Raw genomic sequence first — 15201 nt, forward strand, 5'->3', positions numbered from 1 at the left:
CCATCGCTCCTATTACCAATTTCAGTTGGAATAGCGGTAATGACCGTGTAAACTGTGTTCCTGATGAGCGAAGAAAAGAAACTTAAAATCGAGAAGGTGGACATCGCCGAAGGCGGTCGCTATGGTAAGTTCGTATGTGAACCATTAGACCGTGGTTATGGTATCACTCTCGGTAATAGCTTACGCAGAATTTTGCTTTCATCCTTGGATGGGGCAGCTATCACCTCTATCAAAATTGATGGAGTTCTTCATGAATTCTCTACTATTCCTGGTATTCGCGAAGACGTTACGGATATCATCCTTAACTTAAAGCAATTGTGCATCAAAGTTGAAGAAGATGTACAACTACCATTGGAAGTTCACTTTGACTTCCAAAAGGATGGTGTATTGACAGCTGCTGACTTAGCTGAGCAATTCCCACCAGAAGTGGAAGTATTGAATCCTGAACTAGTGATTGCGACTATGGATGAGACAGCTCATTTCGTAATGGACGTAGTGATTGAACGTGGCAAAGGTTACGTTCCTTCTACGAAGAATAAAAAAGACACAGATGTAATCGGTTGTATTCCAATCGATTCCATCTTCTCTCCAATTCTTCGTGCCAAATACGAAGTGAGTGATGTTCGTGTAGGCAATGAAATGGACTTTGACAAACTTACATTAGAAGTTTGGACTGATGGTTCCATTACTGCTGCTGATGCAGTGGCAAAATCTGCTGCCATTATGATTGGTTATTTAGGGAACTTCACTAAATTAGCGCACTCTGCAGATGTTGTAGATGTAAACACAGGTGAAGGCGGTATCGTTGTTGATCCAGTAGGTTCCGATAATGAAGAACCAGCTGTAGATGACGGCCCAGCAAAGATTTCCATCGATGAGTTGGAACTCTCTGTTCGTGCGTATAACTGCTTGAAACGTGCTGGCATTAATACAATTGCAGATTTGCTAGACAAAACCATTGATGACTTAGGAAAAGTTCGCAATTTAGGCAAAAAATCCATCGATGAAATTGAGGAAAAACTCAACAATCATCCAGGTGGTTTTCAACTTAAACAAAAAGGCGAATAAGGAGGAAGACGAATGTACAGAAAATTAGGCCGCGACAGCTCCGCTCGTAAAGCGTTGTTCCGTAGCATGTTAACATCTTTCTTCCAATATGAGCGTATTGAAACTACAGAAGCTAAAGCGAAAGAACTTCGCTCTTTAGCTGATCAAATGGTAACTTTGGCTAAACGTGGTGATCTTCATGCACGTCGCCAAGTTCTTGCATACCTCATGGATGAAAGCGTAGTAAAAAAATTGTTTGATACAATTGCTCCAAAATATGCAGACCGTCAAGGTGGTTACACTCGTGTAATCAAAACTGGTCTTCGCAAAGGTGACGCTGCACCTTTGGCTATTATCGAGTTAGTTTAATCAAACTCATACGGTGTTGTAACTTATGTTGCAGCACCGTTTTTTTATTGTCAATTTTATGGTACAATCGATTAGTATAATATCGTAATATGTTAGCAGTTATCGTAAATATTAAATGTTTATTGTTAACCTTTTGCAGAATACCTTAGATACTATTTCATTCTAAGTGTATGAACAGGATATATTATATTGATGCTAGTAGGCTCAATATAGGAATGATTGATTTGTAAATGGTTCTACGTTTATAGAAACGAAATTGACTAGAAAGATATGAGGTTATCCATGAATGAAAAAGACATTATGATTGAGGTCAATCATATGAGTCATATCTATACCGATGAAAATGGCAATGATGTACATGCCTTAAATGATGTAAATTTATCTATTAAGCGCGGTGAGTTTGTTTGTATCATCGGTACGAATGGTAGTGGTAAAAGTACACTAGCTAAGCATTTCAACGTGTTATTACAACCTAGTGAAGGTTATATCAATGTATGTGGCTATGATACGCGTGATGAAGCTCATATTTGGGATATACGCCAACATGTAGGCATGGTATTCCAAAATCCTGATAACCAAATTGTGGCGGCTGTCGTAGAAGAGGATGTTGCCTTTGGCCCTGAAAACTTAGGTATTCCTAGTGCAGAAATTAGAAAACGTGTCGATGCAGCGTTAGAGGCTGTAAATATGACTGAATATAGAGAACATGGTCCTCATTTGTTGTCTGGTGGTCAAAAGCAACGCATTGCCATTGCCGGCGTACTTGCTATGAAACCAGATTGTATCGTCCTTGATGAGCCAACAGCTATGCTCGACCCTAAAGGTCGCCGTGAAGTACTTGAAACAGTTCATAAACTCAATAAAGAGGAAGGTATTACTATCGTATACATTACACACTTTATGGAGGAAGCTGTTACGGCTGACCGTGTGGTGGTAATGAAAAATGGCGTGAAGTTGCATGATGGCACCCCTCGTGAGATTTTTAGCCATGTAGATACCTTAAAAGGGCTTGGCCTCGATGTACCAGTAGCGTCCGAAATTGCTTTCAAATTGAATGAAAAAGGTTATGAAGTAGGTAAGAGTATCATCAACAATGAAGAATTAGCAGAAGGACTAAAACATTCTAAATTGGCGGATCAATTACTAAGTGAACATAACGTAAGTGCTCACAAGATGAGTTCTCCTAACAATGAAAATTCAAATGTAGTAAGAGGGGAGGGCACACACTAATGGCGATTGTATTAGATAATATTACCTATACCTATGGTGTAGGCACTCCATTTGAAAAAACGGCCCTTCATGGTGTATCTCTTACTGTTGAAAACGGTGAGTTTTTGGGCATCATTGGTCATACCGGGTCTGGTAAATCTACCTTTGTACAACATTTGAATGGTTTATTACATCCTACTACCGGAACCGTTACTGTTAATGGTGTAGATATTAGCGCTTCTACAGAGGAAGCTAAGAAGATGCGCCATAAGGTAGGCATGGTCTTCCAATATCCAGAACATCAACTATTTGAAGAAACCATTGCTGAAGATATTGCCTTTGGTCCTAAGAACTTAGGTCTTAGTGCAGCTGAAGTGGATGAACGCGTGCGAGATGCCATGAAATTTGTAGGCCTCGACTACGACACTTATGCAGAGCGTTCTCCATTCCACCTATCTGGTGGTCAAATGCGTCGCGTTGCTATTGCCGGTGTAGTGGCTATGAATCCGGACTTCCTAGTTCTTGATGAGCCATCTGCAGGCCTTGATCCATTTGGTCGTGAAGAAATCTTTGAAGAAATTATTCGTCTTCATAAAGAAAAGGGTATTACAGTAATCCTTGTATCTCATAATATGGAAGATATTTCGCGCATGGCATCTCGCCTTGTAGTCCTAGATAAAGGTCGCATCGTTCTCGATGGAGAGCCGATGGATATCTTTAATAATCATCGCGATGAATTACAGGCGGTTGGTGTAGACGTACCACCAGTGTCTGTCACTATGGAGTATTTGCGTGAACAGGGACTAGATGTGTCTAATCGTGTATTATCTGTAGATGATGCAGTACAAGCCATTCTAGAAGGAGGTAGCCATGTTAAATAACATTACTATAGGGCAATACTTCCCAGGAAACTCCTTCTTGCATCGCATGGATCCTCGTGCAAAGATTATTGCTACTACAATATTTGTGGTAGCCATCTTCCTAGCGAACTCTCCTCTTGCGTATGGCTTGGTAGGGGCATTTACAATCTTTGCTATGCTTTTATCACGATTGCCATTACGCTTGATGTGGTCTGCTATTAAACCACTTTGGATTATCATCGTATTTACCATGGGCATTCATATCTTTACAACACCAGGTAATACAATCTTCCAATGGTGGATCATCAATATTACAGATCAAGGCTTGGCTATGGGTCTACAAATGGCAGCGCGATTAATCTTTTTAATCTTGTTCTCGTCCTTATTGACCTATACGACATCACCAATTCGTTTGACCGATGGTATTGAACATTTGCTTAATCCATTCCGTTGTATTGGTGTGCCAGCTCACGAATTAGCAATGATGATGACTATTGCATTGCGCTTTATTCCAACTTTACTAGATGAGACAGATCGTATTATGAAAGCTCAATCTGCTCGTGGTGCAGATTTTGTAACAGGCTCCATCATTCAACGTGCTAAAAACATGGTGCCTCTCTTAGTACCATTATTTATTAGTGCTTTCAGACGCGCTGATGAATTAGCGATTGCTATGGAGGCTCGCTGTTATAGAGGCGGTGTGAATCGTACGCGTATGAAAGAACTACAAGTTACCTATGTAGATTATATCGGTGTAGGAGCTGTCATTCTAGTTACCATTGTACTCATCGTTTTATGGTGGCTTGATCTATGAGAAATATACGTATCATAGTCGCTTATGATGGCACTGACTTAGCAGGCTATCAAAAGCAACCTGACGATAAGGGCTTAACCGTACAAGGCTGTTTAGAATACGGATTGTCAAAGATTTGTAATGAACCAATTCAAATCTACGGTGCTTCTAGAACCGATGCAGGGGTACATGCGAAGTTTCAAGTATGTACGTTCCAAACATCTGGATCTATACCGGCAGAAAATATTCCTCGCGCTATGATTGCACATATCCCAAAGGATATAGTTGTTCTTGAGGCGGTGGAAATTCCCCTCGATTGGAAGCCGCGATGGAATATATATGGTAAAGAGTATGTATATACCATCCATAATCAACTCATTGCCAATCCACTGACAAAGCGATACCAGTGGCACGTTAAGAAGCCTCTTAATATTGAGCTTATGCAAGCGGCCGGTAATGAACTATTAGGCACGCATGACTTTACAACCTTAAAGGGTACGAATTCAACACCTGCAGATCCAGTAAAAACAATCATGGGAATTCATGTAGAGGCAGATGGTCCTCATGTTACCATTTCTGTTATAGGTGATGGCTTCTTATATCACATGGTTCGCAATATTGCAGGATTGCTCGTCGATGTAGGACTGGGAAGACGCAAGGTGGAGGATATTAAGGGCTATTTAGCAGCTAAAGATCGCCGTGTAATAGGTAAAACGGCACCAGCTCAAGGATTGTGTCTAGAGGAAATCTTTTTTACCGAAGAACGGCAGCAAGAGGTATTACAGAATAAATATTCTATATAATTTTGTATAGACTACATTCTCCTATAATTTATTTAAAACGATAACTATTAATACTAAAAGGATACTACATAGCATGTAGTATCCTTTTTTCTTATAATTTTTAGTTATAATGCCTTAATTTATACCTATTATTATGTGAAATGATACATTGTAAACCCAAAATATACATGATACAATGACGATATAGACAGGTTCGTACTATAAAACATTAACATAGTAAGGTAGACTCTTGTCAGCAGTGTAATTTTTATCCTAAGGAGGGTGAATCTCTTGCAAAAACGTAAAGATTTTATCTGGAAAATGGGCGGCCAACAAGGTGAAGGTATTGAGAGTTGTGGCGAAATCATGGCGACAATCCTCGCTAAAGAAGGTTATTCCTTGTATAGCCAACGTTTATTTGCATCTCGTATCAAAGGTGGTCATACTACATTCGCATTGCGCGTTGCATTAGAACAAGTTATGTCCATTGGTGAAGGCGTAGACTTCTTGCTTTCTCTTGATCAAGAAACAGTTGATATGCATGGTTCCGAAGTTCGCGATGGCGGTTACATCATTTGTGACAGCAAAGTAAATCCTGACTTCTCTAAATTTGAAGGTACAAAGGTTAATTGCTTGTCCTTGCCAATCTCTGAAACGGCAATGAAACAAGGTTCCATGTTGATGCGTAACATCGTAGCACTTGGTATGTCTGTTGCACTTCTTGGTTTCGATACTAAGATGTTCAAAGATGCGATTGCTGCTAAATTTGCGAAAAAATCCCAAGAAATCGTGGATAAAAACTTAGCTGCTTTTGACGATGGTCATAGCCTCGTAATGGAAAAATTAGGCGATGTTGAAATCGATACATTGCCAGCTCCTGGTAAGAAAGATCAAATGTTCTTATTAGGTAATGAAGCATGTGCGTTAGGTGCTATCGCAGCGGGTTCCCGTTTCATGGCATCTTATCCTATTACTCCAGCATCTGAAGTAATGGAATATATGATTAAAAACATGGATAAATTGGGTTCTACAATCGTTCAAACAGAGGACGAAATCGCAGCATGTATGACAGCTATGGGCGGCGTATACGCAGGTGTTCGTGGCTTCACATGTACTTCTGGCCCTGGTCTTTCCTTGATGGCTGAATCCTTATCCATGGCTTCCATGGCTGAATTGCCAATGGTTGTTATCGATGTTCAACGTTCTGGCCCATCCACAGGTATGGCTACAAAGGTTGAACAATCCGATATTGATGCGGCTTGCTACAATGCACATGGCGATTACGCTGGTATCGTAATTTCTCCAACATCTATCGAAGAATGCTTCTATGAAATTCAAAAAGCATTCAACTTGGCAGAAATGTACCAATGCCCAGTTATCTTCATGCCTGACTTACAACAAGGTTTGAATAAACAATCTGTTCCTTCCTTCGACTTGAACCGTGTGCCTATTAACCGCGGTAAAATGATGAAAGAAGCTGACCTTCCTGAATTGGAACAACCTCATTACTTCAAACGCTTTGAATTGACTGAAGATGGTATTTCTCCACGCACAATTCCTGGCATGAAAAATGGTCTATTCCTTTCTACAGGTCTAGAACATAATGAAGAAGGTAAACCAGCAGAAGCGCCTACAATGCACGTAGCGCAAACTGATAAACGTTTCCGCAAATTGGAAACTGTAGCTGATAACTATGAACCATTCTTGAATAATGCTAAATACGACGAAGCAGATGTACTCGTTGTAGGTATGGCTTCCAGCCGTGGCGCTATCGAAGAAGCAGTTGCTGAATTCGATCAAGAAGGCGTTAAAGTTAACCACTTACAATTGCGCTTGATTAAACCATTCCCAGCAAAACAATTACAACCATTCATGGATGCTGCGAAAAAAGTGGTTATTGTTGAACACAATGCAACAGGCCAATTGACTAACTTATTTAAAATCAATATGCATAAGAAATCTAAAATTTCCAGCTGCTTGAAATACGATGGTAATCCATTCACAAAAAGTTATGTGAAAAATGCTATTAAGGAGGTCCTATAATATGACAACAGCTAAAGATTACAGAAACGATATTCGTCCAAACTGGTGTCCTGGCTGTGGCCATTATGGGGTTCAAGCAGCAATTACTGATGCTGTAGCAGCAAGAAATATTCCACCAGAAAAATTAGCAGTAATTTCCGGTATCGGTTGCTCTAGCCGTATCGGTGGTTATTTCTACGCATATGGTGCACATACAACTCATGGTCGTGCGCTTCCTTACGCACAAGGCGTTAAACTTGCTAACCAAGATTTAGAAGTTATCGCTTGCTCCGGTGATGGTGATGCATTCGCTATTGGTATGGGTCACACTATCCATGCTTTCAAACGTAATGTAAACATGACATACATCGTTATGGATAACCATGTATATGGTTTGACTAAAGGTCAAGCATCCCCTCGTTCCGACATCGGTTTTGTTACAAAAACAACTCCTCGTGGGGCATTCGAATCTCCATTGTCCGTTTGTGAAACTGCAATTGCTGCAGGTGCTACATTCGTAGCCCAAGGTTACATGATTAACCGTGCAGAACTTGTTGATTTGATTCAACAAGCAATGGATCATGAAGGTTTCTCCTTCATTAACGTATTCAGCCCATGTGTTACTTACAATAAACATAACAGCTATGACTGGTTCAAAGAACACCTAGTTGCATTGCCAGAAGGTTATGACCCAACAGATCGTGCAACAGCACTTAAAACTTTGGGTGAAACAGATGGTTTGGTTACAGGTCTTATCTACCAAGATAATTCTAAACCTTCCTTCGAAAAAGCTATGGCTGCAGCAAATGGTGGTCCACATCCTCGCCCATTAACTGAAGATGTTGTAAAACCAGATCAAGCGCTATTCGATAGCCTTTGCAATCAATTTAAATAATCTTATTTAAAGCGAGTCATTTATGATCTGAACCCCTCTTTACTGGATGTCTAGTAAAGAGGGGTTTTTACATTATAAATCGTATGATTACTTTAGCGTGTCATGAATAGTATGGTTATTTTATAGTGATATAAGTAATATGGTTACTTTATTGTGTTATGAATAGTATTCTTACTTTACGGAGTTTTTCTTAATTGATATACTAATTTATAATTTAGGATATTTATAATTAAGTAAAAAATTGAAAGCTTATAAGTATAAGAGGCTGTTATTTCAGAATATGAGGCATAATGGAAACGTATAGATGTATTACTTACTATGCGATTCATTAAGGAGAGGGAATGAGTAACGTGTCGAATGAATATAATGAAGCATTGCTAGAGCCGCTTAAGTATTACCGGGAAGAGTTAAAGGATGCCTTCCAGCAAGTTACCGAGGAATACTTTCAAGATTTAGTCGATCAATCCAAGGTAGATATAGATACTAATAAAGTATTGATAGATAAATACACCTCTGTATCAGAGAATCGAGATCAATCGAATACATCATATAAACGATTTGGCATTATTAAAAAGATTGATATTGTTATCGGTATAGGGGCCATTATTTATGGTGTCTATCAGTTTTCACAAAATCATGTAGATATTGTATCTATTATTATTTGTATTGCGGTTCTAGTTCTATGTGTAGGTTTATATCTATATTGGATTAAGCCCAATAGTAAGAGCCTTGAGGAAAAGCTTAAAGACCTAGATGCGACCTTAGCTAAAATGCGCCAAGAAGGTTATGAGATGATGGCGCCTTTGAATAATCTCTTTCATAGTGAAATGACTATGGAACTCATAAAAAAGGCGATTCCTTTTATTCATATGGATTCTAACTTTAATATTGAACGATATGAACAGCTCGTTAAAGATTATGGATTCTTGGAAAAAGGTGATGTAAATCATTCCACATTAGATATTGCATCTGGTGATATCTTAGGAAATCCCTTTGTGTTTCTTAAGCGCATAATCCACTGGATGGACGACTATACCTATGAGGGAACATTAGATGTTACCTATACAGAGGAGTATGTAGATTCTAACGGGAACTTGAAGACTAGAGATGTGAACGAAACACTACGTGCAGTCATAAGACAACCTGGTCCGTATTATGCAAATAGAGTATCTTTAGTGTATGGCAATCATGCGGCACCTAACTTAACATTTCATAGAAAACCACCGGAAAAAGGATTCTTTAATTTTGGCGGTGCCAAGAGTCGCTTAGCAAAAGGCATTGCTAGTCTTAGAAAGAAAGCTGAAGATTCATTGGAGGACGGAGGTAATTTCCAAGCTCTAGCCAATGAAGAGTTTGATGCTCAATTTAATGCATTAGATCGAAATAATGAAGTTGAGTTTCGGGTATTGTTTACGCCCTTAGCACAAAGCAACTACAAGGATATTTTTGAAAACTCACCGTATGGTGATGATTTTATATTTAACAAAGAATGTAAAATTAATGAGATTAAAGCTGATAACTCTCAAAACTGGGATTTTGATACATCACCATCTCAATATTATGATTTTTCATTTGAAAAGATTAAAGAGAAGTTCATTAATTACAACTGTAGTTACTTTGATTACATGTATTTCTCATTCCTCCCAATTTTAGCAATTCCTGTGTATCAACAGATGGCATCTAATGATTATATTTATGGTAAATCTTATGCTTTCAAATATAATGATTACATTACGGAAATGCTAGCGAATAAAATGGGACTCAATTTATTTATTCCCCCTAATGCGTCGGAGCGTAATAATGTAAAAACAATCCTTAAGACTAGCCACCATAAAAATGAAGGTGACTCAGAAGTGATTAAGGTTGATGCCTATTCGTATAGAACGATTGAACACATAGATGAAGTGCCTGTGCGAGCGGGTAATGGTAGAACCTATTATGTACCAGTTCGCTGGGATGAGTATGTTCCTGTGACAAAACAAGAATTTATAGAGGTTACGGATATACCATCTGCAGGAGCTGATTTCAACCATATTAAAGGCTTAGATCATTATCAAAAATCTGAAGAGAATAGAGATAGATCCTTTGCGTATGATCACTTTATGGCCGGTAAACTATATCGACAAAATCAGTCTCTAGGCGATTTATTACATACTATTTATGAACAATGTGGAGGTACTAAAAATGGCTAATCAACTCGACGAAATGAATCCAGAAATTATGTCTGAAGGCAGAGATGTAAATGTTATTGCGAAGGTAATCCCTGTAGAAACTAGTGGCTTTGAAAAACTTCTTCCAACGATCCTTATGGCAGTTGGTGTTATCGGTATCGTTTTAGGCATAGTTATAGACAAGTATCTAGTATCTATTATTGGCGCCATTGTATTGATTTATCCATGGTGGCGATTAAAACAAATTAGCTCAGAGTTTAATATGATGGAACAAAGAATTCAAAATGCTGCATCCGAAATTGATAACTATATGGAGCAACGTGTTGTGATTCTTTCTAATGCGGCTAAACTTGTGGAAAAATCTATTGAAGTTGATAAGGATATCCTTGTAGACATTGCTAAGTATAGAAGTGGTAATTTTTCTGAAGCATCTAGAAGTGATGTGAATGCACAACTTAACAAGGCTACAAGAGCCCTCAACGTAGCTATAGAAAATTATCCAGAATTACAAAGCCAAGATACAATTCGTGATGCAATGCAACAAAATTCTTACTTACAAAAAGAAATTACTGCAGCTAGAACGTTGTATAATGATGCTGTAAATACTTGGAATAGAGAAATCTTTGAATTCCCATTTAAAAAGATTGTAGCGGCCAAAGAAGGTAGAACTACTAGAATTCCATTTATTGCAGATCAAGAAACTAAAGAAAAATCTAAAGGCGTTTTCTTTTAAGGGATAGGCAATTGGAGGTTAGTGTATAAAGGGCATACTATAAAATCTGACATTAGTATATAAGGGGATACTATGAAGTCTTATGAAAAAGGGATTAGCTTGTCTATCTGGACATTGAGCTGGCCTATATTTATCGAAGTATTCCTACAGCTGTTAGTAGGTAATATAGACCAAGTAATGATGAGCCATTACTCTCCTCAAGCGGTAGCAGCTGTGGCTAATGCCAATCAAATTTTAAATATCTTTATTATGCTCATCATTGTTATGAGTACAGCTACGACGATTTTGATTGCCCAGTATTTAGGAGCTCGGAATCAGTCTAAGCTATCTGAGGTGTGTACGGTCAGTTTGGTGTTGAACTTTTTGTTTTCATCTGTTGCGGCCGTATTCTTTATCACCTGTCATGAATGGATTTTTACATGGCTAGGTATACCTCCCGAAACGATGAGTGATACGTCGATATATACGACCATTGTGGCCGCAGGATTACCGATTCAGGCTATGTATTATGCGCTGGTTGCCGTATTTAGAGGCCATTCATTAACGCGTGTTACTATGTATATCGCGTTAGTTATGAATGTTATCCATATCACAACTAACTATGTATTAATATTTGGTCACGGTCCCATACCAAGCCTTGGTGTACTAGGGGTATCAATTTCTACCTGGTTATCTAAGGTGGTAGGCCTCGTAATTATTGGCTATACCTTTAAGAAGTTGCTTACTTTAGAGGTGAGCTTCAAATTTTTAAAACCATTCCCGTGGCATACTGTTAAGTCTTTACTGAATATCAGTGTTCCCTCTGGTGGTGAAACATTAAGCTATCAGCTATCTCAGACAACGATTATGAAAATGGTCAATATCCTAGGGCTAGCTGTTATTAATACAAAGGTGTATGTATCAGTTATTGCCATGCTTTGCTATGTATATACCATAGCATTAGCAAATGCATCTCAAGTTATTGTGGGTTACCTGATGGGGGCTAAACGACAAGCTGAGGTGACAAATCGCGTATGGCATTCTATGTTGTTAGCCATTGCCATTAGTGTAGGACTGGCTACGTTCTTTTATATTACCAGTGATATTGTACTATCCATATTTACTACGGATCCAGAAATCCTATCGTTATCACATAATGTATTACTGATTGAGATTTTTCTTGAGTTAGGTCGTGCCGTTAATATTGTTATGGTTGGCTGCTTACAAGCAGCAGGGGATATTAGAACACCGATGCTCGTAGGCATTTTTGGCATGTGGTTATGTGCTGTACCATTGTCCTATCTATTTGGAATTTACTGGGAATGGGGGCTCGTAGGCATTTGGATTGCCATGGCGGTAGATGAAATTTTACGAGGTTTATTATTTGTATATCGCTGGTATAGTGGGAAGTGGAAAAATAGACGCCTCATAGAGGCATAGTCTTATATTTACACGATTTCAATATACTTTTAGTAGTTTGTAGATATAGTTAGCCTTACATTAGAGAGTGTAAGGCTAATTATTTGTGAAAGTAGGTTTATATGAGTAAGACAGTAGGCATTATTGGCTTAGGTCTATTAGGTGGTTCGTTGGCGAAGGCTTTAAAGGCCTATACCGATTATGAAGTAGTGGGCTATGCGCGTCGCCAAGAGGTTTGTGATGCAGCCATTCAAGATGGTGTGGTAAAAGCTGCCTGGACTGAGGTAGAACCATTGATTGAGAATTCGGATATTGTCGTATTTTCACTACCTCCAGATACAAATGCAAGATTATTTACAGAAACGGCACACCTTTTTAGACCAGGACAAGTGGTGACAGATGTGTCTAGTGCAAAGGAAAATTTTGTACGAGCTGTATACAGTTCCATTCCTAAAGGTACTATTTTTGTGTCTGTTCATCCTATGGCCGGCTCTGAAAAGGGCGGTTATGAAGTATCTCATAAAAACCTATTTAAAGGGATGGGCTGGATTGTCCTTGAGGATAAGGCCTCTGATGTATATAGTGAAGAGGTTGCTCAAGAGTTAGCTGAAATGGGTCGTGCTGTAGGATCCCGTATTGAATTTGTAGATATCTATGCTCACGATGCATATTTAGCTATGGTTAGCCATATGCCACATTTGTTGGCATCCATTTTAACGCAAGTTTCCGGTGGCGATGAGTTAGGCGAGTTGCGCATGAAATTATCGGCCGGTGGCTTCCGTGATTGCACACGTGTTGCCGGTGGTTTACCATCTATGTGGCGTGAAATCATCTACGGTAATAGACACAATGTAATTGAAGGCCTTTCACAGATCGAATCCGAAATTCAACGTGTAAAAGAGATACTTTCACAAGAAGACGAAGGTCAAGCCTTAGAATCCTATCTTGAACGGGGCAGAGAAATCCGTGGTAAATTGCCATATTTAACAGGACAAATTAAAAATAGCTAATGATAATTAACGATTAGCTAGGGCCATATATTGGTTAATTAAGGATATATCGGTTAGTTAAGGCTACATATTGGTTAGTAATCATGGATACTAACAATGATTAGTTAACATTCATTTAATACTTATGCATATTTATGTAGCTAAAGCAACATGATTTATGCAGTATAATGTGTATACTAGAGTTCTAGAAGAATATACATTTAACATATGATTTAGTTAAGGGAGATATTATGAGTTTGTTACAAGAAACTTGTGACGCTATTACTGGGCGCAGTCATGAAATTGAACAACATATAATTGATAGTTGGAATGCAAGTTCACCTGTAGAGCAATATGGACGACTTGTAAATGTAGTGGCTCAATATGGGGCGGCTACGAATCAAGAGCAGTTAACGGTACCAAAGCCTTGTATGATTATTGCTTCTGCAGATCATGGCGTGGCCGATATGGGTGTCAGTGCGTATCCAAAGGAAACAACCGTAGGGATGACACAAAATTACCTAATTCCTAAAGGGGCTGGCGCTAATTCCTTAGCTAATTACTGCGGTGCTCAAATGGAAGTCATCGACATGGGCATTGATGCAGATATGAGCTGGGTACCAGGATTACGTATTCATAAACTTGGTATGGGTACAAAGAACTTTGTGGAAGAACCTGCCATGACTCGTGAGCAAGCTATTGAAGGTATTGAAACAGGTATTCGTCTTGTAAAAGAAAAAATCGACGAAGGCTTTAATATCTTCTTAGTAGGGGAAATGGGTATTTCCAATACTACAGCGAGTGCGCTTATGACTGCTAAGTTTGCTGGACTCACTGCAGAGGAAGCGACAGGCAGGGGTACTAACATTTCTGATGAACGTCTAAAATTAAAGCAACGCATTGTGCATGATGTATTAGAAAAATATAAGAATATACCGAAAGACGATGCCATCGGAATTTTATCCTCCGTGGGCGGATTTGAATTCTCCTGTATCGTAGGTGTTATTCTAGGTGCTGCAGCGAATAATGCATTAGTTATTATTGATGGCTTTAATACATCTGCTTGTGCACTAGTTGCTAAGACCTTGGTGCCACAGGCGATGGACTATGTGATGGCATCTCATTTATCTGCTGAAAAAGCGGCTAAATCGTCCTTAGAAAATCTAGGCCTTGAAGCCTATGTTGACTTAGGACTTTGCCTCGGTGAGGCATCTGGTGGCTCCATTCAAATGGGCATGCTAGATCTTGCCGTTCATATGTATTTGGCTGTTACAGGAGGTAAGGCATGAGAACTTTTATAATCGAACCGTTACATGCGCCATCCATGGAAGCATGTCGATTACGTATCGACAATTTAACAAAGCCTATTTATAGCCTTGCTACATTAGAACTAATTGCAGAGCGTTTTGCCGGTATTCTTGCAGATCCTCAACCAAATCATTTGCGATATGGTGTACTTGTGGTGGCGGCGGATCACTTGGTGGATGGTCCACAAAATAGCCAGCATGGTCGTGAAAGCTACGCAGCTATTAAGCGTTTCAATGATGGTAGAACGGCTACACAAGGTGCGGCATCTAAGTTACAAGCACCTGTGCATGTAGTAAATATAGGCCTTGAACAAGATACAACAGATTTGACGAATATTGACCAAAAGGTTATCCGTAAGGGTTCCCACTTCTTTGGTGTAGAACCTGTTATTTCTCGTGATGAGTTAGAAGAATCCCTTGAACTTGGCTTTACCTATGCTGACAAATTACATAAGGCTGGCTTGCAAGTAGTTGCTATTGGTAATATTGGTGAACGAGCTTTCTTGGATTCTCTAGTAACGACAGCAACTATTACAGGTTGCGCCTATGACGATATTCTCGTTCATACTGAATGTGGACCTACCATTGAGCAACGAGCTGCTCATATTCATTCCTTTGTAGATCGT

At 39.1% G+C, this 15201-nt stretch carries 14 protein-coding genes; all 14 read left to right on the plus strand.

The features are described 5' to 3' along the window. Positions 1–63 precede the first annotated feature (63 nt). Complete coding sequence (locus tag Q7P05_RS05155; RefSeq protein WP_303930891.1) at positions 64–1068, plus strand: DNA-directed RNA polymerase subunit alpha; 1005 nt, start codon at positions 64–66, stop codon at positions 1066–1068. Between the two features lie 12 nt (positions 1069–1080). Then, complete coding sequence (gene rplQ / locus Q7P05_RS05160; protein ID WP_004695155.1) at positions 1081–1416, plus strand: 50S ribosomal protein L17; 336 nt, start codon at positions 1081–1083, stop codon at positions 1414–1416. Between the two features lie 282 nt (positions 1417–1698). After that, positions 1699–2646, plus strand: coding sequence for an energy-coupling factor transporter ATPase (locus Q7P05_RS05165; RefSeq protein ID WP_303930892.1), 948 nt, complete (start codon positions 1699–1701; stop codon positions 2644–2646). Further along, positions 2646–3506 carry an energy-coupling factor transporter ATPase gene (locus Q7P05_RS05170; RefSeq protein WP_105089702.1) on the plus strand — a complete coding sequence of 287 codons (861 nt, stop codon included), beginning with the start codon at positions 2646–2648 and terminating at the stop codon, positions 3504–3506. The genes Q7P05_RS05165 and Q7P05_RS05170 overlap by 1 nt, the downstream gene beginning before the upstream one ends. Further along, a complete protein-coding gene (locus Q7P05_RS05175) occupies positions 3496–4299 on the plus strand; it encodes an energy-coupling factor transporter transmembrane protein EcfT (RefSeq protein ID WP_105089701.1) in 804 nt (267 codons plus the stop codon). The genes Q7P05_RS05170 and Q7P05_RS05175 overlap by 11 nt, the downstream gene beginning before the upstream one ends. Then, positions 4296–5081 (plus strand): tRNA pseudouridine(38-40) synthase TruA, encoded by a 786-nt coding sequence (truA, locus tag Q7P05_RS05180; protein ID WP_303930896.1) that lies wholly within the window; start codon positions 4296–4298, stop codon positions 5079–5081. The genes Q7P05_RS05175 and truA overlap by 4 nt, the downstream gene beginning before the upstream one ends. Positions 5082–5351: 270 nt before the next feature. Further along, positions 5352–7103, plus strand: a complete 1752-nt coding sequence (locus Q7P05_RS05185; RefSeq protein WP_303930897.1) for a 2-oxoacid:acceptor oxidoreductase subunit alpha — start codon at positions 5352–5354, stop codon at positions 7101–7103. Between the two features lies 1 nt (position 7104). Continuing rightward, positions 7105–7977, plus strand: coding sequence for a 2-oxoacid:ferredoxin oxidoreductase subunit beta (locus Q7P05_RS05190; RefSeq protein WP_295804974.1), 873 nt, complete (start codon positions 7105–7107; stop codon positions 7975–7977). A 341-nt stretch (positions 7978–8318) separates the two neighbouring features. Beyond that, the gene (locus Q7P05_RS05195; RefSeq protein ID WP_303930899.1) at positions 8319–10169 is read left to right on the plus strand and encodes an MAG1210 family protein; all 1851 of its coding nucleotides are present in this window, start codon (positions 8319–8321) and stop codon (positions 10167–10169) included. After that, on the plus strand, positions 10162–10881 hold the full coding sequence (locus Q7P05_RS05200; RefSeq protein ID WP_303930901.1) for a LemA family protein: 720 nt from the start codon (positions 10162–10164) through the stop codon (positions 10879–10881). Before Q7P05_RS05195 ends, Q7P05_RS05200 begins: the two co-directional genes overlap by 8 nt. A gap of 72 nt (positions 10882–10953) precedes the next feature. Next, entirely contained in the window at positions 10954–12300 is a 1347-nt protein-coding gene (locus Q7P05_RS05205; RefSeq protein WP_303930903.1) for an MATE family efflux transporter, read from the plus strand. Positions 12301–12401: 101 nt separating this feature from the next. After that, positions 12402–13289, plus strand: a complete 888-nt coding sequence (locus Q7P05_RS05210; RefSeq protein ID WP_227721023.1) for a prephenate dehydrogenase/arogenate dehydrogenase family protein — start codon at positions 12402–12404, stop codon at positions 13287–13289. A gap of 230 nt (positions 13290–13519) precedes the next feature. After that, positions 13520–14557 carry a nicotinate-nucleotide--dimethylbenzimidazole phosphoribosyltransferase gene (locus Q7P05_RS05215; protein WP_303930905.1) on the plus strand — a complete coding sequence of 346 codons (1038 nt, stop codon included), beginning with the start codon at positions 13520–13522 and terminating at the stop codon, positions 14555–14557. Continuing rightward, the coding region (locus tag Q7P05_RS05220) for a nicotinate-nucleotide--dimethylbenzimidazole phosphoribosyltransferase (RefSeq protein WP_303930907.1) at positions 14554–15201 on the plus strand (648 nt) is incomplete at its 3' end. The genes Q7P05_RS05215 and Q7P05_RS05220, both read left to right, overlap by 4 nt.

The sequence above is a fragment of the Veillonella dispar genome, from assembly GCF_937975875.1.
GTDB classification, from domain to species: domain Bacteria; phylum Bacillota; class Negativicutes; order Veillonellales; family Veillonellaceae; genus Veillonella; species Veillonella dispar_B.

Excerpts from the sequence above, each read along its gene's own strand:
- Q7P05_RS05215 (WP_303930905.1), top strand. The coding sequence starts at position 13,520 with ATGAGTTTGTTACAAGAAACTTGTGACGCTATTACTGGGCGCAGTCAT.
- rplQ (WP_004695155.1), top strand. The coding sequence starts at position 1,081 with ATGTACAGAAAATTAGGCCGCGACAGCTCCGCTCGTAAAGCGTTGTTC.
- Q7P05_RS05195 (WP_303930899.1), top strand. The coding sequence starts at position 8,319 with ATGAGTAACGTGTCGAATGAATATAATGAAGCATTGCTAGAGCCGCTT.
- Q7P05_RS05205 (WP_303930903.1), top strand. The coding sequence starts at position 10,954 with ATGAAGTCTTATGAAAAAGGGATTAGCTTGTCTATCTGGACATTGAGC.
- Q7P05_RS05175 (WP_105089701.1), top strand. The coding sequence starts at position 3,496 with ATGTTAAATAACATTACTATAGGGCAATACTTCCCAGGAAACTCCTTC.
- Q7P05_RS05155 (WP_303930891.1), top strand. The coding sequence starts at position 64 with ATGAGCGAAGAAAAGAAACTTAAAATCGAGAAGGTGGACATCGCCGAA.
- Q7P05_RS05210 (WP_227721023.1), top strand. The coding sequence starts at position 12,402 with ATGAGTAAGACAGTAGGCATTATTGGCTTAGGTCTATTAGGTGGTTCG.
- Q7P05_RS05190 (WP_295804974.1), top strand. The coding sequence starts at position 7,105 with ATGACAACAGCTAAAGATTACAGAAACGATATTCGTCCAAACTGGTGT.
- Q7P05_RS05200 (WP_303930901.1), top strand. The coding sequence starts at position 10,162 with ATGGCTAATCAACTCGACGAAATGAATCCAGAAATTATGTCTGAAGGC.
- truA (WP_303930896.1), top strand. The coding sequence starts at position 4,296 with ATGAGAAATATACGTATCATAGTCGCTTATGATGGCACTGACTTAGCA.
- Q7P05_RS05165 (WP_303930892.1), top strand. The coding sequence starts at position 1,699 with ATGAATGAAAAAGACATTATGATTGAGGTCAATCATATGAGTCATATC.
- Q7P05_RS05170 (WP_105089702.1), top strand. The coding sequence starts at position 2,646 with ATGGCGATTGTATTAGATAATATTACCTATACCTATGGTGTAGGCACT.